The organism is Kribbella sp. NBC_01484 (assembly GCF_036227145.1).
GTDB lineage: Bacteria > Actinomycetota > Actinomycetes > Propionibacteriales > Kribbellaceae > Kribbella.
This window is the reverse complement of the sequence record NZ_CP109437.1, coordinates 1,163,037-1,186,365: the sequence shown is the minus strand read 5'-3', so window position 1 is coordinate 1,186,365 and position 23,329 is coordinate 1,163,037. Positions and strand designations below refer to the sequence as shown.

Below are 23,329 nucleotides of genomic sequence, written 5' to 3'. Positions count from 1 at the left end.
TGTCGGCAGTGGTTGGTGATCCCAGCGGGGTCAGGGCACAGGAGATCCTCGGTACCAACAACCTACGCCGACAAGCAGACAACAAACAGGGCGCTCAGCTCTCCGGGCTCGGAGCGCGCCAGGTCGCGCCGGTCTGCCGGACGTACTCCTCGACAGCCTCGTCGAGGGTGGGGAGGAAGTGCGCCGGATCGATCGTGCGGGTGAGCTCGTAGCGCCCGACCTTCTCGCGCACCGGATCCTTCATCTCCGCGAAGACCAGGGACACACCGCGCGCGTTGAGCCAGGCATCCAGCTCGTGCAGCATGTCCGAGGCGGTGGTGTCGATGTCGGTGATGGGCTCGGCGGCCACGATGATCCAGCGGAGGTCCGGGCTATCCTCGGAGATCTCCCGGACCTTCTCACTGAACATCCGCGAGTTCGCGAAGATCAGGGGCGCGTCGAACCGGTAGACGACCAGGCCGGGCAGAAGCTCGGCGTCGGGGTAGCTCTCGGTGTCGTGCAGGCCATCGATCCCCTCGACCCGGCCGAGCTCGGCCTGGTGCGGCCACCACGCGCGGCGGAAGACGTTGAGGATGGACAGCCCGACGGCGATGAGGATGCCGGGCAGCACACCCAGGAGCGCCACGCCGAGCAGCGCGATGATCGACAGCGTGAACTCCGTCTTGCGCTGTCGCCACAGCCGGCGCGTCCCGGCAATGTCGGCCAGCGACAGCGCGGCGGCGATGACGATCGCGGCCAGCGTCGGCTGGGGCACGTACTGCATCAGGGAGGTGGCGAAGACCAGGACCACGGTGATCGTCGCGGCGCCGACGATGCCGGTCACCTGGGACTTGGAACCGGCCTGCTCGGCGACGGCGGTGCGGGACCCGCTGGTGCTGACCGGAAAGCCCTGGAAGAACCCGGCCGCGATGTTGGCCGCACCGATGCCGACCATCTCCTGGTTCCCGCGCACGCGGTCGCCCCGGCGGGCAGCGAACGCCGATGCCGTGGACATCGTGTCGGCGAGCGCGACGACGGCGATGGCGAGCGCCCCGACGAACAGTGGCGGTAGGTCGCCCCAGCTGACCCCTGGGATCGTGAACGGCGGAAAGCCCTGGGGGAGCTTGCCGACCGTGTCGACGTCGTGGGACTGCAGGTCGAACGCGCTGACCAGGACAGAGGCCAGCACCACGATGATGAGGACGCTCGGCAGCTTGGGCAGGAAGCGATTCAGCAGCAGGATGCCGGCCAGCGAACCGATCCCGAGGATCGCGGCGATCGTGTTGGCGTCGCCGTTCGCGAGCCCCGACACGAAGGCGCCCAGCTCGGCCAGCAGCCCGTCGGCATCGACCTTGAACCCGAACAGCTTGGCCAGCTGACCGATCACGATGGTCAGCGCGAGCCCGTTCATGTAGCCGATCTGCGTCGGCTTCGACAGCAGGTCGGCCACGAATCCGAACCGGGCCAACCCGGCGACCGTCATCACCACGCCGACCATCACCGCCAGCATCGACGCGAGCGCGACGGCCCGAGCGGGATCACCGTTGGCGAGCAGGAGCGGCGCTATCGTCGCCGCGATCATCGGGCCCAGGGACGAGTCGGGACCGAGCACCAGCACTCTGGACGGTCCGAACACCGCATAGCCGATCAGACACAGGATCGAGGTGTAGAGCCCGGTCACGGGCGGCAGTCCGGCGAGTTCGGCGTACGCCATCCCCTGGGGCACCAGCAGCGCTGACAGCACGAGGCCGGCGACGACGTCCTTGGGCAGCCACGACCGCTGGTACGACCTGGCCACGCCCACGCCAGGCACGTAGTCCTGCCACCCAGGAGATCGCACATCCGGCTCTTTTGCGGTCGCGGTCATGGTGGTCAGCCGACCGTCCGGACACACTCGCCGTCAAGGGCCAGAGTCGTCATGCGCGCGGCCTACTCTTCCGCGAACGGATCGGCCGCCGCGCCGGTCGGCGCCTGTGCCTCGAGGACGCTCTTGACCTCTTGCAGCGCCCTTCGTGCGTCCCTGCCGACCTTGGGATAGCGAGGATCGATCTCGATCAGCGTGTTGGCGATCACCGCGCCGGCCGCGATCCGCGCGTACCACTTGCGGTCGGCGGGAATCACGTACCACGGCGCCCACTCGGTGCTCGTGTTGGACAGCATCCGCGAAAACGCGCGCTGGTAGTCATCCCAGTAGTCGCGCTCGCGGATGTCGGCCGAGGAGAATTTCCAGTTGTGGTCGCGCAGGTCGATCCGCCGCAGGAAGCGGATCCGCTGCTCCTCCTTGGAGAGGTTCAAGAAGAGCTTGACGATCTTGATGCCGTTGTCGCTGAGGGTCCGCTCCCATTCGTTGATCTCGCGATAGCGCCGCTTCCAGAGCCCCTGGCGGCTGCCCGCCGGAAGTTTCTGCCGGTCGAGGAGTTCCGGGTGCACGCGGACGACGAGGACCTCCTCGTAGTGCGAACGGTTGAAAATGCCGATCTCACCGCGGGCCGGCAGGTGCAGCCCGTAGCGCCACAGGTAGTCGTGATCCAGCTCCTCGCTGGAAGGGACCTTGAAGCCGTGCACCGACACACCTTGTGGGTTGACCCCGGTCATGACGTGGCGGATGGTGCCGTCCTTGCCGCCGGCATCGAGCGCCTGCAACACCACCAGCACGCCGTGCGTGTGCTGCGCGTACAGCCGGGACTGATACTCGGCCAGCAGGTCGACTCCGCGGTCGAGCATCTTGCGGCCGCGCTTCTTGGACCGGATCGTGCCCTTGAAGTCTGGCGCGAAGTCCCTCGCCAGCTTGACCTTCGAGCCCGGTTCGACCCGGAACGGCTCGATGAAGTCGGCGATCTGTTGCTCGCGAGATGTCATTCTCTGCCCCTACCTCCTCAGGTACCGCCCGACCATCAGTCGACCGCTCACCGGAACGTTCTGCATCCCCCCTTGCGGACGAGTCCGGAACCTACGCGGCGGGCGTGTGCCGGGCCCGAGCCGGCGCGACGGCCTGCTCCGCGCTGACCGTCGCCGGCGTCCGCTGCCGGCGTCTCCTGACCAGCTTGTCCAACTCGACGACGATCGGGAGCAGCGCGGCCAGGCCGAAGCAGGTGAGCCACTGACGCGGACTGAGCGCGACGGTGAGCAGCCCGCTCTGGATCGTCGGGAGCTGGGTGGCCAGGAACACCAGGACGACGGAGATCAGGCTGATCCCCAGCGCCTTCACGATCGGTGGGGTCAGGCCGCTGGCAGGGTCGCGCCGGTTGACCACCGCGTTGAACATGGTCCCCAGACCCATCACCACGAACGTCATCGTCATCGACACGCTGCCTTGCGTCGTACTCGGGTCGTCCGGTCCCGCCACCAGGGGTACGAACGCGGCCAGGAAGAGCACGAAGGCGTAGACGATCCACATCACCACAGCGCTCCGGTTCGTGATCGGTACGGCGGGGTCGCGCGGTGGACGGTGCATGACGTCGGGGTCACCGGGGTCGACGGCGATGATCACCACTCCGACGGCGGTGGCGAAGAACAACAGGTACAGCACCATCGACGGCGTCATCGCCGCCCCGTCGTTGATGTCGAACACGGTGGCGGCGAGGAAGAGCAGGACCAGCGACAGCAGTTGCGTCATCTGGTAACGCACGTACGAGACGACCTTGTCGTAGACGCGCCGCCCGATCTCGACGGCGTGGACGAGGGTGCCGAAGTTGTCGTCGGTGAGGACCATCCGCGCGGCCTGCTTGGTCACCTCGCTGCCGCTCCCCATCGCCACCCCGATGTCGGCCTGTTTGAGGGCGGCCGCGTCGTTGACGGCGTCGCCGGTCATCGCGACGATCAGGCCCTGCTCCTGCATGGTCCGGGCCAGCCGCAGCTTGTCCTCCGGGGTGACCCGCCCGAACACGTGCAGCTCGGGCATCCGCCGCTTCAGTTCCTCGTCGCTGAGCGCCACCAGTTCCGCGCCGCTGATCGCGCCGGGACCAAGGCCCAGTTCCTCGCCGATCGCCTGCGCGGTGACCGCGTGGTCACCGGTGATCATGCGTACGTCGATGCCCGCGGTGAGCGCCGTACCGACCGCGCTCTTCGCCTCCGTGCGCAGCGGGTCGATGATGCCCGCCAGCCCGACGAACGACAGTCCTGTGGTCAAGGACATCGGATCACCGGTCATCGTGCCCAGCTCGTCGTCCGAGACCAGCCGGGCCGCGAACGCGAGGACGCGCAGGCCCTTCTGTCCCATCCGTGTGTTGGCCTCGTCGATGCCCTGCCGCGACTCCGCGATCGGGACCTGCGAGCCGCTGAGCGGACCGCCTGCCTGGCTGCAGCGGGCGACGACGACGTCGGGCGCGCCCTTGACCAGCTCGATGACGTGCTCGGTGCCGTCGACGGTCACCCGGTGGAACGTCGCCATGAACTTGTACTCGGAATCGAACGGAACCTCTGACAGCCGCGGGTAGGTACGCCTTGTCTCCTCGGCGTCGATGCCGAGCTTCGCGGCCAGCACCACCAGCGCGGCCTCGGTCGGGTCGCCGATCACCGATCCGTCGTCGCCGACCACCGCGTCGCTGTCGAGGGCCAGCCCGAGGCCGAGGCGGGTGAAGTCCGGCACGGGTGCGCCGGCCACCGAACGGATTGCGCCGCTCTTGGCGTAACCCTCCCCGTCGACGGTGAACCACAACCCGCTCGCGTACAAGGTCGAGACCATCATCTGGTTCAGCGTGAGCGTCCCGGTCTTGTCGGTGTTGATCGCGCTCGTCGCACCGAGCGTCTCGACGTCGGTGAGGTTCTTCACCACGGCCTTCGCCTCGGCCAGCTGCTTCGCGCCGAGCGAGAGCAGGCCAGAGACGAACGCCGGCATGCCGGTCGGGATCGCCGAGATGGCCATGGCGGTGCCGAGCAGCAGCAGGTCCTTGCCCGCCACCCCGCGGATCAGGCCGACCACGACGATGACCGCGACCGATCCCCAGGCAACGATCCCCAGGACCTTCGTCAGTGAGTCCAGCTCCCGCTGGAGCGGTGACCGGGTGCGTGTCACCGAGGTGAGCATCGTCGCGATCCGGCCCATCTGCGTCTGCATGCCGGTCGCCGTGACCACGATCGTGCCCGTGCCCCGCGTCACCGAGGTGCTTTGGAACAGCATGTTGGTCTGGTCGCCCAGACCGACGTCCGCGGAGGCCAGTGGGCTCGCGCCCTTGGCGATCGGCGCACTCTCTCCGGTGAGCGCGGCCTCCTGCGCCTCCAGGGTCGCGGACCGGACGATCCGGCCGTCGGCGGGCACGATGTCGCCGGCCTCGACGTGGACGATGTCGCCCGGGACCACCTGCGTGGCCGCGATCATCGTCACCTCGCCGTCGCGAACCACTCGCGCCTGCGGCACCTGCAGGTCGGCGAGGGCGTTGACGCTGGCCCGTGCCGTGAGCTCCTGGCGGGTGCCCAGCCCGACGTTCAGCAGGATGAGCAACGCGACGATGATCCCGGTCGAGAGTTCCCCGATCACCAGGCTCACGATCACGACGGCGATCAGCATGATGTTCATCGGGTCGCGCAGTTGCTGCAGCGCGATGGCCCAGGCCGAGGGCGGCTTCTCCGCGGCGATCTCGTTCGCGCCGTACGTCGAGAGCCGGTTCGCTGCCTCACTCCCGGCAAGCCCTGAAGCGGCATCGGAGCCGGCTGCGGCGACGACCTCGTCCGCCGCGAGCACGTACGGCGGACGCTCTGCGTCGGTCGCTGTCATCCCGGTCTCACTCACCTGTATCTCCTCTCGGTCACGGCGTACTGCCAACAGGTGCCTCGGCTTCCTTGCCCGGAGTCGGGAGCATGGTGGTGATGACGAAGGCGACTGCCACAGCCACCACGACCTGCGGCGTCACCGTCACACCGTCCTTGCCCAGCAGCAGGGTGGCCAACAGCGTGGAGGTCATCGGCAGCCGCAACATCGCGCTACACATGGCTCCGATGCCCATGCCGATCGCCGGCGCGAGACTCATGCCGGGCAACCCGCTCGCGGCGATGCCGATCACCGCACCGGTGAACATGGCGGGGAAGACCGGTCCGCCGCGGAATGCGCTCAGCGAGAGCCCGTAGGCGAACATCTTGCAGGCGGCGAGCACGATCAGCACACCGACCGAATAGTCCGTGGCGTCTGCGACCAGCTCGGGCAGAGCATCCTGGCCGGAGAACAACACCTGGGTGAAGCTGTGATCGGTGATCAGCTGGTAGGCCATCGCGGTGAGGCCGATGACCAGGCCGAGGCCCGCGGTCACCAGCACCCGGTTCACATGGACGACCGGACGCAGCGACAGCCCGATCCAGCGGATCACCCAGCCCAGGAGGGCCCCGGCCGCGCCCATGACCAGAGCCCAGGCCATTGTGGCCACGGTCGGATCCACAGCCGGCGGCACTGAGGTCAGAGCCAGCGAGAAGCTGCCGAGGCCCGTCCAATTGTCCAGACCGATGAAGACCAGAGCGCCGACGCCGGAGGCCAGCAGCCCCGGCAACGTCACCAAGCTCAGCCTCGCACCCCCGATGCCGGCCGCCTCCATGATCAGGAATGCGCCGAGCACAGGGGAGCCGAGGAGGGTGCTGATCGCCGCGAAGCTGCCGGCCGCCGCCATGACCGTCAGGGCCATGGGTGGCGCGTCCTTCTTGATCAGGTGCACGGTCAGCGCCGCAAGGCCGCCGCCGATGGCGATCAGGGGAGCCTCGGGCCCGAGGACGGCACCGAGACTGAGGGTGGTCAGGGAGGCCAGGACGATGGCGGGCAGGTCCCGGTCGACCGGCGGACCTCCGCCGGTCTTGAACCCGAAGGCGGGTGAGTGCCCGCCATTGCCGGGCAGGTACCGGATGGTCAACCCGGTCAACAGTCCACACAGCGCCAACCAGGGCACCGGCCACCACGCGGGCGCGCCCCCGGTGAAGATCTGCTTCGGGAGATCGTCGAACAAGGACTCCTGGATCGCACCGGTCAGCGCCAGGAAACCGTACGCGACCGCTGAGATCGGAATCCCGAGGAGCGCGGCGAGGACCAGCGCGATGAGGTACGGCTTCGAACGGATGACCGCCGAGGGGTCCATCGCCGGCGGCGACGAGGGCGGTGCACCGATCGACACGACGGACTCCTCTCAGCCGCCTCCACCATCCACGTGGTCGGCGACGGCCGCATCGTCCGGGCCGGACGATCTCCGCTGCATCGGTTCGGCGACCCTGGGTGAACGGACCGGCACCTGCCGTGAGATCGCCCCCACGGGGTGATGCCTTGCCAAGGCCCCTGCCTGACGCTCGAGCCTGGACCGGCAGGCCCGACGAGTGGGATGGCTCCGACGGGGGTAGGCATGGGCGGCGTCATCGGTGACATCCTTCCGCTCGCGTTGGGGGTCGCGATCAGCCCGATCCCCGTCATCGCGGCGATCCTCATGCTCCTGTCACCGAACGCGAGGACGACCAGCATCGGGTTCCTGGCCGGCTGGATCGCCGGCGTCGTCATCGCGGTGACTGCGTTCACCCTGCTGTCGTCCCTGCTGCTGGAGGAGGATCCGAACGCCTCGAAGCCGGTCCAGGGCACGATCAAACTGGTCCTCGGCGCCCTCCTCCTCGTCCTGGCCGTCAAGCAGTGGCGCGGTCGGCCCCACGGTGGTGCGCCGCCGGAGTTGCCGAAATGGATGTCGGCCATCGACACGCTGACCCCGGTCAAGGGGCTCGGGCTCGGAGTACTGCTCTCGGCTCTGAACCCCAAGAACCTCATCATGGCCGCAGGGGCGGGCGTCGTCATCGGGAAAAGCGACCTCAGTACCGGTCAGATCGTGGTCGTGATCGTCGTCTACACGGCGATCGCCGCCTCGACCGTCGCAATACCAGTCATTGCCTACCTCGTCGCCGCCGACCGGATGACCCAACCGCTCGAGGCTCTGCGCACCTGGCTTGTCCGCGAGAACACGACCGTGATGGCGGTGCTGCTGCTCGTGATCGGCGTAGTCGTGATCGGCAAGGGGATCGGCAGCTTCTAGGCGGGACTCTCCGGGTCTCGTCACCCAGCAGGGGTGATGCCGTGCTACCCCTCTCGGTATCACCGTAGGGGTGGGTGGAAGGGGGAGCTATGGCCGAGAAGACTGGGGGTGGCAGATCGGCGACCCCTGCGCGGGCGTTCCGTGGAGACTCGAAGCGGGCCGACGCCCGAGGGCAGTTGAGCCGTGCGGACCGGGTCGCCCTGGGAAAGGACGCCCGGAGGGCCACTCCGCGGGAGTCGCACGCGGAGTTCGAGCCCGGCGAGTCGCGGGATCCGGTGGGGCTGCTGCTGGAGCAGTCGAAGTCGCGGGTGCCGGAGCTGGTGCCGATCCGGCACGGGCGGATGCTGGTATCGGCGTTCACGTTCTACCGGGGCGCCGCGCTGCCGATGGCGGCCGACTTGGCCACGACTCCCACGTCGGGGTTGCACTTGCAGTTGTGCGGAGACGCGCACCTGTCCAATTTCGGTGCGTACGCCTCACCGGAGCGGGAGCTGGTCTTCGATGTCAACGACTTCGACGAGACGCTGCCCGGCCCGTTCGAATGGGATGTCAAGCGGCTGGCGGCGAGCGTGGCAGTGGCGGGACGGGACAACGGGTTCGGAGGCAAGCACCGCCGCAAGTCCGTCCTCGCGGCGGCGAAGGCGTACCGGAAGGCGATGCGCGAGTTCGCGGCGCAGACCTTCCTGGAGGTGTGGTACGCGCATCTGGACATCGAAGAGGCCATTGAGCAGTTCCGGTCCCAGATGAAACCCAGAGGTTACAAGGCCACGGAGAAGATGCTGGCCAAGGCCCACACCCGCGACAGCACCCAGGCGCTGCGCAAGCTGACCACGGTGGTCGATGGCCGTCGGCGGATCATCAGTGACCCCCCGATGGTCGTCCCCGTCGAGGAGGTCTTCCCCGACGTACAGGCCAGTCAGGTCTATGAGCAGATACAGACGGTGCTGGGCAAGTACCGGCGCACCCTGCAGTCCGACCGGCGGCACATGCTCGAGCAGTTCACGCTGGTCCAGGCGGCCCGCAAGGTCGTCGGCGTGGGCAGCGTCGGCACCCGCGCGTGGATCGTGCTGATGGACAGTGGAGGCGGAGTCGAACCGGTGTTCCTGCAGGCCAAGGAGGCGCAGCCGTCGGTCCTGGCGGACTACTGCGGGCGCACCAAGTACACCAACCAGGGCGAGCGCGTGGTCGCCGGACAGCACCTGATGCAGGCCGAAAGCGACATCTTCCTCGGCTGGACCCACACGCCAGACCCGGACGGCGTGGACCGCGACTATTACGTCCGCCAGCTCAAGGACTGGAAGTTCTCGTTCCCGATCGAGCAGGCGGGCCCGCCGGGCATGGTGGTCTATGCCGAGGTGTGCGGAAGGACCCTGGCCCGCGCTCACGCTCGCTCAGGCGACCGCGTCGCCCTGGCTGCCTACCTCGGCGGCTCGGACGTCTTCGACCAGGCGATCGCGGACTTCGCCGAAACTTACGCCGACCAGAACGAACGCGACTACGCCGCGCTCCAGAGCGCCGTCGATGACGGCAGAGCCGCAGCGACCACCGACATCTGAAACCGAACCTGGGCCGTCCAGACCGGACAGCCGAGAAGGAAAGGAAATCGCGCCATGGCAGAGCCCGCCATCGATCCCGATGCGGAGCACAGGGCGTCACTCGGGCGCCGGTACTTCGTCCGGTTCGAGGAAGACACCTTGCGGCAGCGGCCGTTGTGGATCCGGCTGATCATCGAGTTTCTCGGCACCTTCGTCCTGGTGACGGTGGCGGCTGGATCGGGTGTGATCAACCATTACGTGGGCAACGCACCGATCAGCAGGACCGCGGCGGTGATCGCGCCCGGTGCGGTGGTGATGGCCATGATCTACGCCTGGGGCCCGCTGTCGGGACTCCACATCAACCCCGCTGTGACCTTCGCCTTTGCCGGCCGGGGAGTGTTTCCGACCAAATGGGTGGTGCCGTACTGGGTGGTCCAGCTCGCCGGGGCCATCTGTGCCGCGCTGTTCCTGCAGGGGATGTTCGGCGACGTCAGCGCGGGCGGGAACTACCCGATCAACACGTCCGGCGGGGAGTGGAAGTCGTTCGTGATGGAAACCATCCTGACTGCGATCTTGGCCAGCATCATCCTCAACACTGCGACCGGAGGCCGCAGCATCGGCCACAACGCGGCGATCGCGGTCGGCTCGACGGTCGCCCTGCTCGGCTTGTTCGCCAGCCCGATCAGCGGCGCGTCCATGAACCCGGCCCGCTCCCTCGGGCCCGACATCGTCGGCAACGACTACACGGGCTGGTGGGTCTATGTCGCGGGCCCGGTGCTCGGGGCCGCCATCGCCGTGGCGATCATCGGAACCGTGCGCGGACGGCCCGACCCGGACGAGCTCGCGGCCGCCGAGGGCGGCGCGCTGCCGATGACCGCCACCCCCACAGACGCGAAAGCCACTGAGTAGACCGGCCCGCAGACATGTTGGCCTCCGGCCAGCGTCAGGAGCGTGTGGCGATGACGGCTGAACCGCCCGAGGTCCGGGTCGGCGCGGGAGAGCGCAGCCTGGAGGTGCGCTGGATCTTCCCGGGCCGGCTGGAGACCACGGTGACCGGGTGGTTCGGGCGGTTCCCGATCGGGACGGAGTCACGCGAGGACAGCTACCTGCTGGCCCCGCGGTTGCCCGGGCTTTCGGTGAAGATCCGCGGCGGCAGGGCACTGGAGGTCAAGATGTACCACGGGAGCCTGGGAATCCTGGAGGTGGCGGGCCGCGCCCGCGGCCGCCTGGAGTCCTGGCAGAAGTGGTCCTTTCCGGTCAGCGCGGCCGACCAGGACAGCGGCAGCCCGCTCGGGTGGCGACCGGTTGGCAAGAGCCGGCGCATAGCCCATTTCTCACTGGCCGGAGGACAGATCGTGGCGCGCCCCTCGGAGCTGGACCACGAGCCGCAGTGCGACGTGGAACTGACCGAGGTCAGCAGCATCGGCCAAGACTGGTGGACCCTGGGATTCGAGGCGAGCGGTCGTTCCGATCTGCTCGAAAGCACACTCGAAGCCACCGCCCGGCTCGTCTTCGACCGGCCCCTCCCCGGTGGTGCGAAGCCCGGTCTCGACGAATCCAAGTCCTATCAGCAGTGGCTGACTCAACGCCACGACCCCGAGACCGGGGTCTCTTGACATCGAGCGTCAGCGGAGGACGAGTGCGAGCGCGATCACGAAGAAGAAGACGCTTTGTGAGCTGTGGACCGCGATGCCGATCAGAGAACTGCGCCAGCGGCGCGAGGGCAGGGCCTCGGCGAACGTGTCGACCAGGAACGTCTGCGGGATCACCCACGGCTCGTGCAGGTGATAGCAGGCGAAGAGCACGCCGTTGACGAGCCAGTCGGCCCGGCCGAACGTCCCCATCCGAGGCAGCAGCAGACCTCGGAACAACAGCTCTTCGCCGAGAGCGGTGTTGAAGATGAACACGATGACGAGCAGGGCGAACCAGATCCAGTTGCCGGACATCCACGCCTGCCCGCTGTCAGATCCGAGCAGCAGACCGAGGTCGCGGGACACCGGAGTAGGGAGAGACGGCAACATTTCTTCGAGGGCCAGCAGAGCCGTCAGCGGCACTACCATCCACCAGAGCCGGTTGCTGCGCCTGCCGGTGCGCGGGCTGATCGGGGCGTTGAGCCACAGTGCGGCCTTGACGACCGGCCAGCGCAAGGTGCCCTGTTCGCGTCGTACGACGATGAGAACGAGGACGAACTGCCAGATCAATCCAGCCGCGAGGCACACGATGAGTGCTTGTGGAAGGGCCATCGGCCCCGAGAAAGCGTGCGCCAGGGCGGGCGCGACGACCCAGGCGAGCACTCCCATGGGAAGGGCCGCCGCTGCCCACACCTTCAGCACAGTGCCGCGGGACCAGGTCGGAATGTGGACTGCCCGGGTGGCGGTGTCGGATGTCGTCATGTCGCCCACTCATTCGTTTCCGCGGGCTGAGGCTCGTCCTCAGCAATCCTTGGTGTTCACGACGCTATGGGCGGGTCCCCCCGGAGCGCGTCGTCGGAAGGCCTTGTTCACGGGGGCACCAAGCGATGAGTGGCCGTGCGACCTTGGTAGGACGCGACGACGATCGTGGTGACGTACGTTGACCGGGTGAGCCGAGCGCGGCTGTTCTTCTCGAAGTACGGTCTCGACGTCCTGATTGTGATCGCGGCGGTCGAGAGTGCGATCAGTACGGCGCGGCGCGACGACCCGGGTCACCCGACCGGCCCCCTGCTCTTGTTCGAAGTGCTCGCGGTCTCCGCGATCGTTCTCACCCTGCTCGCCCGACGCCGCTTCCCCTTCGGTGCACCGGCGGTCACCTGGCTGTGGAGTGCGGCGCTCTCCTTCGTGGACGGCCTGCTCATCGTCGACAAGGCCGGGCTCTTCCTCGCCGGAATGGGTGCTGCCCTACTCCTCGGCAACCTGCCCGGCGACCGGCAGGCACGGGTCGGCCTGGCGATCGTGCTCGGCGGTGCGGCGATCGTCATCTACAACGACCCGAATCACGTGCGCGGCGACGTGATCTTCACGCCGGTGCTGTTCGCGATCGGCTGGCTGGTCGGCTACGCGCTCAGGGAGCGAACCGAGCAGACCAAGGCCGCCGAGGAACGCGCGACCCGGGCCGAGAGAGAGCGGGAGGCGGCGGCTCGCGTCGCGGTGGCCGAGGAACGCGGACGGATCGCGCGAGAGCTCCATGATGTCGTCGCGCATGCCGTCAGCGTGATGGTCCTGCAGGTGGGGGCTGTGCGCCACCGGATGCCCGAGACCGACACGGAGGATCGCGAGACCCTCACGAACGTCGAGCAAGCCGGACGCACCGCTCTCGCGGAGATGCGCCGCCTGCTCAACGCCATGCGACATGACGACGACGAACTCGAGCTCCTGCCGCATCCGGGACTCGGCAACCTCGACGCACTCGTGGACGACGTACGAGCCGCGGGGCTGCCCGTACGGCTCCAGATCAGCGGTGAGCCGGTCGCGCTGCCGCCAGGTCTCGACCTCTCCGCCTACCGGATCTTGCAGGAGGGGCTCACCAATGCCCTGAAGCACGCTCGGGCGAGCCAGGCGGAGGTGGAGGTGCAGTACACCGCCACAGAGCTTCGGCTCGAAGTCCGTGACGACGGTCCCGGCGGTCCTTCCACCGACGCCGGTGTCGGCCACGGACTGGTCGGCATCCGCGAGCGCGTCAGGATCTTCGGTGGGGGCATGAGCGCGGGCACCTCCCGGGCCGGCGGCTTCGTGCTCCGCGCGCAGCTTCCGCTGGATCACGGTGCCCGATGACCATCCGTGTCCTCGTGGTGGACGACCAATCGATGGTGCGGGCAGGGTTCCGGCTGCTGCTCGCCGACGAACCCGATCTGGAGGTCGTGGCGGAAGCGAGCAACGGCCTCGAGGCGGTCGCCCAGGCAGCCCGCTTCCACCCGACCGTCGTCTTGATGGACATCCGCATGCCGGAGCTCGACGGGCTCGAGGCGACCCGGCGGATCCTCGCCGCCGATGCGTCCGCGCGGATCCTGATCCTCACCACGTTCGATCTCGACGACTACGTGTACCAAGCACTGCGAGCCGGCGCGAGCGGATTCGTCCTCAAGGACGACCCTCCCGAGCAGCTGATCGCCGCTGTGCGAACCGTCGCCGCCGGAGATGCTCTCCTTTCGCCCGCTATCACCAAACGGGTGATCCAGCACTTCACCCGACTCCAACGACAGGCTCCGCCGAAGGCCGTGGACACCTTGACCACCCGGGAGACGGAGGTGTTCCGCCTGATCACGCGCGGTCTGTCCAACGCCGAGATCGGGCACGAGCTGTTCATCAGCGACACGACGGTCAAGACACACGTCACCCGCCTGCTGCAAAAGCTCGCGCTGCGCGACCGCGCACAGGCGATCGTCCTCGCCTACCAGACGGGCCTGTTCGACGCGTCCGAGACGCAACCGGACGACCCAAGCTGACCGTTGTGGGTCGTACCTGAGTAGGACCCACAGCTCATCGGCTGGTCGGACTGAAGCGCGACCTCATGACGACGCGCTGACGCGATCGGGTTCCTAGCGTTTGAGACATGATCACCATCGACTCTCTGTCCAAGAAGTACGGCGCCGGCACCGTCGTGGACGACATCAGTTTCGTTGCGCCAGCAGGCCGCGTGACCGGCTTCCTGGGTCCCAACGGGGCCGGCAAGTCCACCTCGATGCGCATGATGGTCGGCCTCACCGCACCCACTTCGGGGAGTGCCACCATCTCCGGTCGCAGGTTCGCAGACCTTCCCAACCCAGGGCGGGAGGTCGGCGTGATGCTTGACGCTTCGGCCCAGCATGCCGGCCGCACCGGCCGCGAGATCCTCACCATCGCCCAGCGGACGATGGGGCTACCCAGCCATCGGGTCGCGGAGATGCTGGAGCTGGTCAGCCTCACCGAAACCGAGGCGAACCGCCGGGTGCGCAACTACTCGCTCGGGATGCGCCAGCGACTCGGCATCGCCACCGCCCTCATCGGCCACCCGGCCGTGCTGATCCTCGACGAGCCGGCCAACGGGCTCGACCCGGCCGGCATCCGCTGGATGCGGGACCTGCTCCGCGAGTACGCGGATCAGGGCGGAACCGTCCTGCTGTCGTCGCACCTGCTGCGGGAGATCGAGGTCATTGCCGATGACATCGTGATGATCGGCAAGGGCAGGATCGTCTGCCAGGGCTCGAAGACGCAGCTCCTGCAGTCTGCGGGCACGGTCGTCCGCGCTGTGGACCTGTATGCGCTCAAGCGGGCGCTCGACACGTCCGGTCTTCACACCACCGTCTCGGACGACGGGGCTCTGCGCACCGACGCGGACCCGGCACGGGTCGGACGAGTGGCGCACGAGGCAGGCGTGGCTCTCGTCGAGCTGCGCACCGCCGACGGCGGACTGGAGGAGATGTTCCTTCAGCTCACCGCCGACACCCAACGAGAAAGGAAAGCAGCATGACCGCCATCGTCGTCAATCCCGTCCGCGATCAGCGCGCCGACATCCATCCGGTGCCGCTCTCGAGAGTCATCGCGGTCGAGCTGCGCAAGATGTTCGACACCCGTTCCGGCTTCTGGCTGATGGCGAGCATCGTCATCACCGCCCTGCTGACCACGATCGGGACGATCGCGTTCGCCCCTGACGCGGACCTCACCTATTACACCTTCGCCAAGGCGATCGGATTCCCGATGACGGTCGTACTGCCGATCATCGCGATCTTGTCGATCACCGGCGAATGGAGCCAACGCACCGGCCTGACGACGTTCACGCTGGTCCCGCGACGAAACCGCGTGATCGCGGCCAAGGTCGTCTCGTCGGTCGCCGTGGCCGTCGCCTCGATGGTGTTCGCCTTCGTGATCGGAGCCATCGGCAACGTGGTGGGAACCGCGATCGCCGGGACGGACATGGTGTGGGACGTGTCGCTCGCCGAGGGCCTGAACATCGTGCTGGGCAGCCTGCTCTGTCTGCTGACCGGCACGATGCTGGGCATGCTGATCCGCAGCTCGGCGGCGGCCCTGGTGACGTACTTCGTCTACTCGCTCCTGCTGCCCACCGTCGCCGGCATCCTGGCCACCAGCCAAGACTGGTTCCGGCACCTGCAGCCATGGGTCGACCTCAACTACGCCCAAGCCGCCCTCTTCCAAGGCACCCTCACCACCGAGCAGTGGGCCAACGTCGCGGTCACAGCCTCAACCTGGCTCGTCTTGCCCGCCATCCTCGGCCTCCACCTGGTTATGAAGTCCGAAGTCAAGTAACCGACAAGCGAGCGCCTCAGTCCTCGGACTTCTGGTCCTCGGGCTCGTGTTGGGCGAGGCCGGTCTCCTCGCGTCACACGCTTGCTTGAACCGCCGCGAGGTGCTGTCTCCAGCATTCCTCCGGGATGCAGTTCCCGCGGGATCCACCTTGGTCGAGGCGTTGCGTGACTCCCCGTGCGGATCGATCATGAGGCATTGATTGGGCGGTGCGCCGGTTCCGATCCGAGTCGTCCGCACCTCCCTGGGGAAGGGGAATCAGATGAGGAAGTTCGTGCTGCTCGTGGGAGCCGTGCTCACGCTGACGCTGGGGTTGCTGACCCCGGCGTCAGCGGCGACACCCGGCGCACTGACCCCGGCGACAGCCTCTGCCAACTGCCAGGCCTTCTTCGGCGTCCCAGCCGGACCCGAGCCACTGTCCGCTTGTCAGTGGGACATGCGTGCGATCGGAGTCGGTGCGGCGTCGTACGCCAACGCGACCGGTAACGGCGTCAATGTGGGGGTGATTGACGGCGGGGTCGACTTCACCCACCCCGACCTTGCCGGCGGCATCGACGTCGCTCGGTCGTGCTCGTTCATCTTCTCGACCACGCCGACGGCCGACCCGCGGGAGATCGCCAACGGTGACTGCAGTAACAAGGCCGCAGTACAGGATCTGCAAGGCCACGGCACGCATGTATCCAGCACGATCGCCGGCCGGGTCAACGGCGTCGGCATCGCCGGTGTGGCACCCAGGGCCAAGATCGTGGCCATCAAGGCCTGCACCATCATGGGCTTCTGCTTCGCCGACTCGGTGGCTGCCGCGCTTCGGTACGCCGGTGACCAGCGCCTCGACGTCGTCAACCTCAGCCTGTTCGCCGACCCGTGGCTCTACTTCTGCGGCAACGACGCCGAGCAGCGAGCGATCCTCGCGGACCTGCGGAATGCCTCTCGGTACGCACAGCAGCGCGGCGTCGTGATCGTGGCCGCGGCCGGCAACGAGGCGCAGGACCTGGGGCACCCGACCACCGACACCATCAGCCCGGACTGGCCGCCGGACACAGCCGTGACCCGCGAGGTACGCAACAACTGCCGAGTGGCGCCTGCTGAACTCCCCGGTGTGGTCGCGGTATCGGCCTCTGGCGTGACCACGCTGGCCGGTTACTCCAACACCGGAGGTCCGACCGTGGACGTGACGGCGCCAGGTGGCGACGCGGTGCAGACTCCTGGTACGACGTTCGGCCGGGTCCTTGCCGCCTGGTCGAGCACCGATGGCACCGGCCAATGGGAGGCCTTGGCCGCCACCGGGCGCGGGGTCGAGGACGCCAACGGCGCCCGGTGGGTCTGGATCAGTGGGACGTCCATGGCATCGCCTCACGTGGCCGGGGTGGCAGCGCTGATCCGTCAGCTCCACCCCAACTGGAGCCCAGGTGCCGTGGCAGCGCAGATTCGGCGTACTGCGACGCCGACGGCCTGCCCGGCCGTCTGGCCGGCCGATGACGTCCGCCAGTGCACCGGCGGGCCGTCGAGCAACACCTTCTTCGGCGCGGGCATGGTGAACGCCTTGGCCGCCACCTCTTGACACCGAAGCGCTGAGTGGGGCGGGCACCAGCCCGCCCCACTCTCGACCTGACGCTGCGGCCATCGCCGGACCACAAGGTGCCCGGCCCCGGCACCCTGTGCCTCCGGCGACGGAGGTGGCGTGAAGCGTGGCGGTTCAGGTGCGTGGCCTTACGTCGACCGTGGTCGCGGACTAGGTTTCGTTGGTATGACGACCATGCTCGAACGACTCAAGGATGCGACGAACTCCCATGATGCCCGGGCAGTAGCGTCCCTGTTCGCCGAGGACTATCAAAGCGTCCAACCGCTTCACCCGAGCCGTGCTTTTGGTGGGCGCGCGCAGGTCCTGGAGAACTGGTCGTCGGTGTTTGAGGGTGTGCCGGACTTTGTCTCGGAGCTGATTGCCGCTTCGGTGGACGGAGGGACCGAGTGGGGCGAGTGGGACTGGCGCGGTCACCACGTGGACGGCTCACTCTTCGCTATGCGCGGTGTCACGATCCTGATCGTGCGTGACGGCTTGGTCGCCGCGGCGCGTTTGTACCTGGAACCCGTCGAGGTAGGCGGCGGGGACATCGACGTTGCTGTCCAGGAACTGTACAAGCCCCCACCCGTCCCGTCCTCCTGATCCGTGCCTGACCTCCTTCGGTTGGCGTGACGCCCCCCGCTAGGCCCTCAATCACGACCACGTGCGGAAGGTGGCGCGGTTCCAGCAGACGCGGAAGAAGTGGCTGCGCGCCCAACCCGCCCCGCCTCGTCCGCCCGCCTCGTCCGGCGCGACTCGTGCTGCCGACTTGCCGGCCGCGGCCTTCCTCGCTGAGGCATTAGGTGCCGGGTGCGCGATACTTCCGGTGACGGGACGGCCTGGTACGCCAAGCCGAAATCCTCGTCGTGGGGTGGAGATCGGAGACGCGATGGGGCAGGCGCTGCTTCAGTTGATACCGCTGGCCCTCGCGGCGGCGCTGAGCAGCGTCCCCATCACCGCCACCATCTTCATCCTGCTGTCGGACAGCCGCAGCCGTTCCGGCCTGGCCTTTCTGGCCGGCACGGTGCTCGGTACCTTTGCCACCGTCGTGTTGGCGATAGTGGCCGGCCAGGCACTTCCCGGACGACCGCGCCAACATGAGGCCCTCGTCGGGAAGCTGGAGGTGGTGATCGGCATTGCCCTCGTGCTGCTGGGCGTGGTGACCCTCGCGCGTCGGCCCCGTGCCGGGAGCGGAAGTAGTCCGGGCTGGCTGAAGCGCATCGGCACGTTCGGCATCCTGCCCGTGTTCGGCATCGGCCTGGCGCTGACCCTTCGTCCGAAGGCGATTCTCCTGGCGGTGGCGGCGGGCCTGGCGATCGTCGGCGTGAACCTGGTGTTCCACGACGACCTCGGCCTGGTGGTCTTCTACACCGTGATCGCCACCTGCACCGTAGGTGTTCCCATCGTCGCGACGCTCCTGTTCCCGCGGTGGATGGAACCTCGCCTCCTCTCGGCGAAGGGGTGGATCGCGGCGCACTCCACCACGGTCGGTGCCACGATGATGATCCTGATCGGCGGCTTCGTCATCGGAGTCGGGGTGAGCGGCTGAGCACGCCGCCCGGACGACGCGTGCCATCATCCGTCCCGGATGATGGCTGCTCTCCTCGTCCATCCGACACTTGTCGGACAGCGGTCGAAGGAGTGAGCCGGGTGCGCTCGGTGCGTGACACGTTCACAGACGGCGGGTGGACTGCCGGGTACATCAGGGTGCGCGGCCGGTCGGTCTACTACCGCCGCAGTCTCGGCGATGCACCTGACGTCCCCATCGTTCATGTGCACGGCTTCGGCATCTCCGGCAGCTATTTGATGCCGACCGCACGGCTACTGGCCGGGCGTCGAGTGAACCTGGTGCCCGACCTGCCCGGCTACGGTCGCAGCGAACGAGGCGAGCACGTGCTTGGCATCCCCGAGCTCGCCGACACGCTCCTCGCCGTCCTCGACGAGATGCACATCGACACCGCGGTCCTGGTGGGCAACTCCATGGGCTGTCCCATCGGCCTCGAGATCGCCCACGCCGCGCCCGAACGGGTGCACCGCCTGGTTCTCGTCTCCCCGGCCGGCGGAATCCAGAATCAGCCACTCCCGCGGGCGCTCGGCCAGCTCGGGCTCGATGTGATCCGGGAGAGCCCGCGGATGGTGCCGATCGCCTTGCCCGACTATGTGAGGTTCGGGCCCTTGAACGGTCTGCGACTGTTCCACGAACTCACCCGGTTCCCATCCCTCGAGCGCCTGCTGAACGCGCCTGTTCCGTCGCTCGCCGTCCTGGGCGGCCGGGATCCGCTCATGCCAGGCCCCGATCGCGTACGAGATGTCGGTGGGCGGGCGCATGTCAGCGTGGTGGTGATCGAGCGCGCAGCACACGCCATCAACTTCAGCCACCCACGCCAACTGGCGCAGGTGATCGACAACTGGCTCGCCGGCCGAGATCCCTCCACCGGCCCCGGGATCCGCGCACTCGACACCCGGTAGCACTGCGATCCGCGGTCACCTGATAGCTCGCCACCGAGCACGTCAATCAGGTTGTCCAGGATCGTCGGCAATGGCATCGGTCCGCGTACCGGTCCAGTCACCGCGGTCAGCCGGTCGCCCGATTCGTTGAGGGGCTGGTTCGCCGACGTGTGGTTATGACGTACTTCACCGACTCCATTGCGAGGAATGCGGTGATGACGGCGATCAGGACGGGGGCGGTCTCGAGTGCCCCCAGTTGGGTCATGAACGCGGCAAGTAGCACCAGCGCGAACGGCGCCGAGATCATGGCTCCGGGAACCGCGGCGAGCAGGCAGGTGAACGCCAGGCCCAGGGGCACGCCGGGGATTATCTGGTGGACGAGCACTCCGGCTGTGCCCCCGATGAACAGCGTTGGGAAGATCGGGCCGCCGACGAACCCGCTGGCTTCGCTGATGGCGAAGGTGAGGATCTTGGCGACTACGAGGGCTGCCAGGAAGCCCGCGCCGAGTGTTCCGCCGGTGTCCAGTACGGTTTTGAGCTGATCACTGCCCGTGAACATCGTCAGCGGCAGGATCACGCCGACGACGCCGAACGCCAGGCCGCCGATCACTGACCGAACGACGGCCGGAACCTTGAGTCGACCGAACATCCCTGCTGCCAGCTTCATCACGGTGGCCAGCAGCGTCACCACGACCGCCGCGAACAGGCCCAGGCCGATACCTGCCAGCAGTTGCCAGTCCTTGAACGTGTAGGAGGGCACCTGGTAGGCGTCGAGGAAGAAGGAGCCCGCGACGATGAAGTAGATCGCGAACGAGACGCTGGAGGAGACGATGGTGGCGGCCAGCGTCTTGGCCATCCGCTGTCCGCCCGGGCGGGCGACCTCCAAGATCAGCATGACCACGATCACCGTGCTGGAGAACAACCCGCCGTAGGCGCCGGCGAACCCGGCGTGCGTGTTCACCTTGCTGTCCTCGTCGGTGAGCCGTCGTCGCTGCGAGACCCACTCGGCAGCCCCGCCGCCCATCGACCCGAGCGCCTGCTCCGGGCCTAGGCTGGCCCCTCCGATCAACGACGCGGCCGAGACGGCCACGATTCCCGGCACCGATCGGCGGTCGACGTGTCCGTGCTGGAGGTCGTCGATCAGGCTGGGGATCTTGGCTGGAAGGTGCGTCCACCGGCGCAGCAGGCCGACCACGACTCCCGCGGCAGCAGTGACCCCGACCCACCACCACTGGCCGCCGAACCACCCCGGATCCGAAGCCGTGTACCAGTTGTCCCCGAGCCCGATCAGGCCCATGAACAGCAGGGCAGCGACTGCGCCGAACACGCCAAGCCCGACCGCATTCACCATCAGCACCCAGAACTGCGGCGTCTGAGCGAACGGCGGTGCCGGCGTCGAACCGGGTGGGGCGCTCATGAGGTGTCTTCCTGCTCCTCGGTCCGCACGTGGGCCTCCTTCTGTAGAGACATCCCGGGTCCTTGTGGTCTGGCCCAGTGTTCGCCGGCCCGCCTCCTGCCACCGGCATTCACCAACGTGGTCGAGAAGTCCACCTCATGCTCATGTCTTACCCCTGCTCCCTTGCCGACGGCACGTCCTCCTCATCCGGATCGGGTGGCGCCTCCCGCGCGATGCGGCACGCGCACTGTCCATATCGCCTGTGACGTCTGCCGCGCTGCTCGCTCCCAGCGCCCGTGGTCGCTGTCTCAAACTAGAGCGCGACTGAGGCGACTGCGTCACCCTGGCCGGATGATCCGGTGAAACAAGCTCTTGACGCGGAGGAGTAGACGCCCTGGCGCTCCGATCGCCGGTTCGGGACGATCGGCAGATCTGCCGCCGGAGTCCACTCGGAGGCGAGCCAGTGGGCCTCCATTTGGCGCCCATCTGTTGTGGTCGCGGTGGCTGGGCGCCTCTCTCAGGTGGGTTGGATCTCTCCGAGTCGCCAGGTCTGGTCGAACCACCGTTCGAGTGGGCCGTAGAGGCGCAGGATGCGGAACCAGCTCTTGCCGGGGAGGGCTTGCAGCCAGTTCGTGTCGGGTTGTGCCGGTGGGGTCGGACCGAAGGTGAGGATCGTGTCGGCCGGTAGATCCGCGTCGTCAGCAGCGAGTCCGGACCGAGCAGGGCACGGATCACCAGCCAGTTGGAGTACGTCGGCGACCGGAACACGAAGTACCGGTCCGGTACGTCGCCTTCATGGTCGGGCGGCAGGAACAGGTACTTGCCGCCCCGACCCCTGTCCGGTCCCGCGTTGCCCATGTCGGCGACGTAGCGCGGCCACAGGTCGTCGACGAAGCACAACGAGTTCGGTAGCGCCTCGACCACGGTCGGCCCGTCGTTCTTGAGGTCGAGAAAGGTGGTGCCGTAGGTCGTCTCGGTGTTCGCCGTCAGCACGACCGGCGCGGAGGTACTGCGCGGGTCCGTGCAGGCGATCACATTCGATCGGGCACCGACGCTGCGCAGCCCGTTGCGCATGGCCAGCATCGAGGCGCCCGGTACACAGTTCAGGTACACGTCGATCCCGCGCAACAGAGCCAAAACGTCGTAGCCGAGCTCGACCGTCGCAGCCGTCGGCACCCCGTCGAAGAACTCCATCGCACCGGACGGGGTGTCGATCTTCGGTGGCGAGCCCAGCGATTCCCGCAGCTTTGCCGAAATCCCCGGACTCAGTCCTTGCTGCGTCATGACCTCTCCGTTCACGAAGTAGGAGCGTGGCCAGCCCAGCGTTGTTCCTTCAAACCTCTGTTTCACCCCCCCAAGGGTGAATGCGGCAGCGCCACCGTGGTCCGTGTAGGGAGGCGGGTCGACGCGTTCGGCGGGCCGGCGCGTACGCCGGTGTTCGATCGGCTGGCGCGGCATGGCCTGAGCTACACCAACTTCCACACCACTCCGGTGTGTGCGGCGTCGCGTGCCGCGTTGCTGACCGGCCGCAACGCGCATGCGGTGGGGATGGGCAGCGTGCCGGAGGCGTCGGCCGGGTTCCCGGGGTACAACGCCTCGGTCCCGCGCAGCGCCGCGACGGTGCTGGGGATCTTGCGATTGAACGGGTACGCCACGGCGTGGATCGGCAAGACCCACCTCACCCCGATGCACGCCATCACTGCCGCCGGGCCCATGTAGTTGCGGGTCCCGCGCTCGAAGTTGTCGAGCGTGCCGACCGCTTTCATTCGATGTGGACGATGCGGCGGCTGCGCTTTCCGGGTGGAATCGGAGCTGCAACGCTCCAGCGCCCGCACTGCGAACGAGGGGATGCACCATGACCGATTCCACTTCCGAGAGCCCGGTCCTCGACCTGCTCGCGCGGATGACCGCAGATTCGCTCGACGCGTCGAGCCTCGATCCACAAACGCTGATGCTGGTCCGGATCGCGGCCCTGGTCGCGATCGACGCAGCGCCGATCTCGTATCTGCTGAACCTCGGTGCCGCCGGTGAGGTCGGCGCGGATGCCGAGCAGATCAGCGGCGTGCTGGTCGCGATCGCACCGATCGTGGGTACGGCGCGGATCGCCGCGGCGACGGCGAAGATCGTTGACGCGCTCGACGTCGCCATCGAGGTCGCCGCGCTCGAGGAGCAAGGCAACGAATAGACCGAGGCTGCGAACTACCTTCCGCCAC

21 protein-coding genes and 1 pseudogene are annotated in these 23,329 nt (G+C 67.8%); 14 read left to right on the top strand and 8 right to left on the bottom strand.

Features of this window, described 5'->3' with window-relative positions; all coding sequences use genetic code 11:
• Positions 1-94 precede the first annotated feature (94 nt).
• The 4 genes from OG555_RS05755 to OG555_RS05740 form a co-directional block, all read right to left on the bottom strand.
• On the bottom strand, positions 95-1,846 hold the full coding sequence (locus OG555_RS05755; RefSeq protein WP_329481638.1) for a SulP family inorganic anion transporter: 1,752 nt from the start codon (positions 1,844-1,846) through the stop codon (positions 95-97).
• 62 nt (positions 1,847-1,908) lie between these two features.
• Positions 1,909-2,838, bottom strand: a complete 930-nt coding sequence (locus OG555_RS05750; protein WP_329481637.1) for a polyphosphate kinase 2 family protein — start codon at positions 2,836-2,838, stop codon at positions 1,909-1,911.
• A 91-nt stretch (positions 2,839-2,929) separates the two neighbouring features.
• A complete protein-coding gene (locus OG555_RS05745) occupies positions 2,930-5,707 on the bottom strand; it encodes a cation-translocating P-type ATPase (protein ID WP_329481636.1) in 2,778 nt (925 codons plus the stop codon).
• Positions 5,708-5,723: 16 nt separating this feature from the next.
• On the bottom strand, positions 5,724-7,067 hold the full coding sequence (locus OG555_RS05740; RefSeq protein WP_329481635.1) for a chloride channel protein: 1,344 nt from the start codon (positions 7,065-7,067) through the stop codon (positions 5,724-5,726).
• A 201-nt stretch (positions 7,068-7,268) separates the two neighbouring features.
• Here OG555_RS05740 and OG555_RS05735 point away from each other — a divergent pair, with 201 nt between their 5' ends.
• The 4 genes from OG555_RS05735 to OG555_RS05720 all read left to right on the top strand — a co-directional run bounded on the left by OG555_RS05735 (position 7,269) and on the right by OG555_RS05720 (position 11,112).
• Entirely contained in the window at positions 7,269-7,961 is a 693-nt protein-coding gene (locus OG555_RS05735) for a GAP family protein (RefSeq protein WP_329481634.1), read from the top strand.
• Between the two features lie 89 nt (positions 7,962-8,050).
• Entirely contained in the window at positions 8,051-9,517 is a 1,467-nt protein-coding gene (locus OG555_RS05730) for a DUF2252 domain-containing protein (RefSeq protein ID WP_329481633.1), read from the top strand.
• A 54-nt stretch (positions 9,518-9,571) separates the two neighbouring features.
• Positions 9,572-10,405, top strand: coding sequence for an MIP/aquaporin family protein (locus OG555_RS05725; RefSeq protein WP_329481632.1), 834 nt, complete (start codon positions 9,572-9,574; stop codon positions 10,403-10,405).
• Positions 10,406-10,455: 50 nt separating this feature from the next.
• Positions 10,456-11,112: a hypothetical protein gene (locus tag OG555_RS05720; RefSeq protein WP_329481631.1), complete on the top strand. Its 657-nt coding sequence runs from the start codon at positions 10,456-10,458 to the stop codon at positions 11,110-11,112.
• A gap of 9 nt (positions 11,113-11,121) precedes the next feature.
• Here the strand turns inward: OG555_RS05720 and OG555_RS05715 are convergent, their stop codons facing one another.
• A complete protein-coding gene (locus OG555_RS05715; protein ID WP_329481630.1) occupies positions 11,122-11,889 on the bottom strand; it encodes a CPBP family intramembrane glutamic endopeptidase in 768 nt (255 codons plus the stop codon).
• A 186-nt stretch (positions 11,890-12,075) separates the two neighbouring features.
• On the opposite strand from OG555_RS05715, the gene OG555_RS05710 reads away from it, so the two are divergent.
• The 8 genes from OG555_RS05710 (at position 12,076) to OG555_RS05675 (ending at position 19,741) form a co-directional block, all read left to right on the top strand.
• Positions 12,076-13,245: a sensor histidine kinase gene (locus OG555_RS05710; protein ID WP_329481629.1), complete on the top strand. Its 1,170-nt coding sequence runs from the start codon at positions 12,076-12,078 to the stop codon at positions 13,243-13,245.
• Positions 13,242-13,916, top strand: coding sequence for a response regulator transcription factor (locus OG555_RS05705; RefSeq protein WP_329481628.1), 675 nt, complete (start codon positions 13,242-13,244; stop codon positions 13,914-13,916). Before OG555_RS05710 ends, OG555_RS05705 begins: the two co-directional genes overlap by 4 nt.
• A 107-nt stretch (positions 13,917-14,023) precedes the next feature.
• On the top strand, positions 14,024-14,920 hold the full coding sequence (locus tag OG555_RS05700; RefSeq protein WP_329481627.1) for an ABC transporter ATP-binding protein: 897 nt from the start codon (positions 14,024-14,026) through the stop codon (positions 14,918-14,920).
• Positions 14,917-15,714, top strand: coding sequence for an ABC transporter permease (locus OG555_RS05695; RefSeq protein ID WP_329481626.1), 798 nt, complete (start codon positions 14,917-14,919; stop codon positions 15,712-15,714). Before OG555_RS05700 ends, OG555_RS05695 begins: the two co-directional genes overlap by 4 nt.
• Positions 15,715-15,973: 259 nt before the next feature.
• A complete protein-coding gene (locus OG555_RS05690) occupies positions 15,974-17,272 on the top strand; it encodes a S8 family peptidase (RefSeq protein WP_329481625.1) in 1,299 nt (432 codons plus the stop codon).
• A 186-nt stretch (positions 17,273-17,458) separates the two neighbouring features.
• Positions 17,459-17,875, top strand: a complete 417-nt coding sequence (locus OG555_RS05685; RefSeq protein WP_329481624.1) for a nuclear transport factor 2 family protein — start codon at positions 17,459-17,461, stop codon at positions 17,873-17,875.
• 268 nt (positions 17,876-18,143) lie between these two features.
• Positions 18,144-18,821, top strand: coding sequence for a GAP family protein (locus OG555_RS05680; RefSeq protein ID WP_329481623.1), 678 nt, complete (start codon positions 18,144-18,146; stop codon positions 18,819-18,821).
• A 101-nt stretch (positions 18,822-18,922) separates the two neighbouring features.
• Positions 18,923-19,741 (top strand): alpha/beta fold hydrolase, encoded by an 819-nt coding sequence (locus OG555_RS05675; RefSeq protein ID WP_329481622.1) that lies wholly within the window; start codon positions 18,923-18,925, stop codon positions 19,739-19,741.
• A gap of 106 nt (positions 19,742-19,847) precedes the next feature.
• Here OG555_RS05675 and OG555_RS05670 read toward each other — a convergent pair whose 3' ends face one another.
• From OG555_RS05670 to OG555_RS42745, 3 genes and pseudogenes are all read right to left on the bottom strand, one after another.
• On the bottom strand, positions 19,848-21,137 hold the full coding sequence (locus OG555_RS05670) for a chloride channel protein (protein WP_329481621.1): 1,290 nt from the start codon (positions 21,135-21,137) through the stop codon (positions 19,848-19,850).
• Positions 21,138-21,633: 496 nt separating this feature from the next.
• On the bottom strand, positions 21,634-21,741 hold the full coding sequence (locus OG555_RS42750) for a hypothetical protein (RefSeq protein WP_442914516.1): 108 nt from the start codon (positions 21,739-21,741) through the stop codon (positions 21,634-21,636).
• A 140-nt stretch (positions 21,742-21,881) separates the two neighbouring features.
• A pseudogene (locus OG555_RS42745) lies at positions 21,882-22,190 on the bottom strand (DUF1254 domain-containing protein); the annotation flags it as partial.
• Between the two features lie 306 nt (positions 22,191-22,496).
• Between OG555_RS42745 and OG555_RS05665 the strand changes: the two are divergent.
• Together OG555_RS05665 and OG555_RS05660 are read left to right on the top strand one after the other, a co-directional pair.
• Complete coding sequence (locus OG555_RS05665; RefSeq protein ID WP_329481620.1) at positions 22,497-22,835, top strand: sulfatase-like hydrolase/transferase; 339 nt, start codon at positions 22,497-22,499, stop codon at positions 22,833-22,835.
• Between the two features lie 136 nt (positions 22,836-22,971).
• Positions 22,972-23,301, top strand: coding sequence for a carboxymuconolactone decarboxylase family protein (locus OG555_RS05660; protein WP_329481619.1), 330 nt, complete (start codon positions 22,972-22,974; stop codon positions 23,299-23,301).
• The last annotated feature ends 28 nt before the right edge of the window (positions 23,302-23,329 follow it).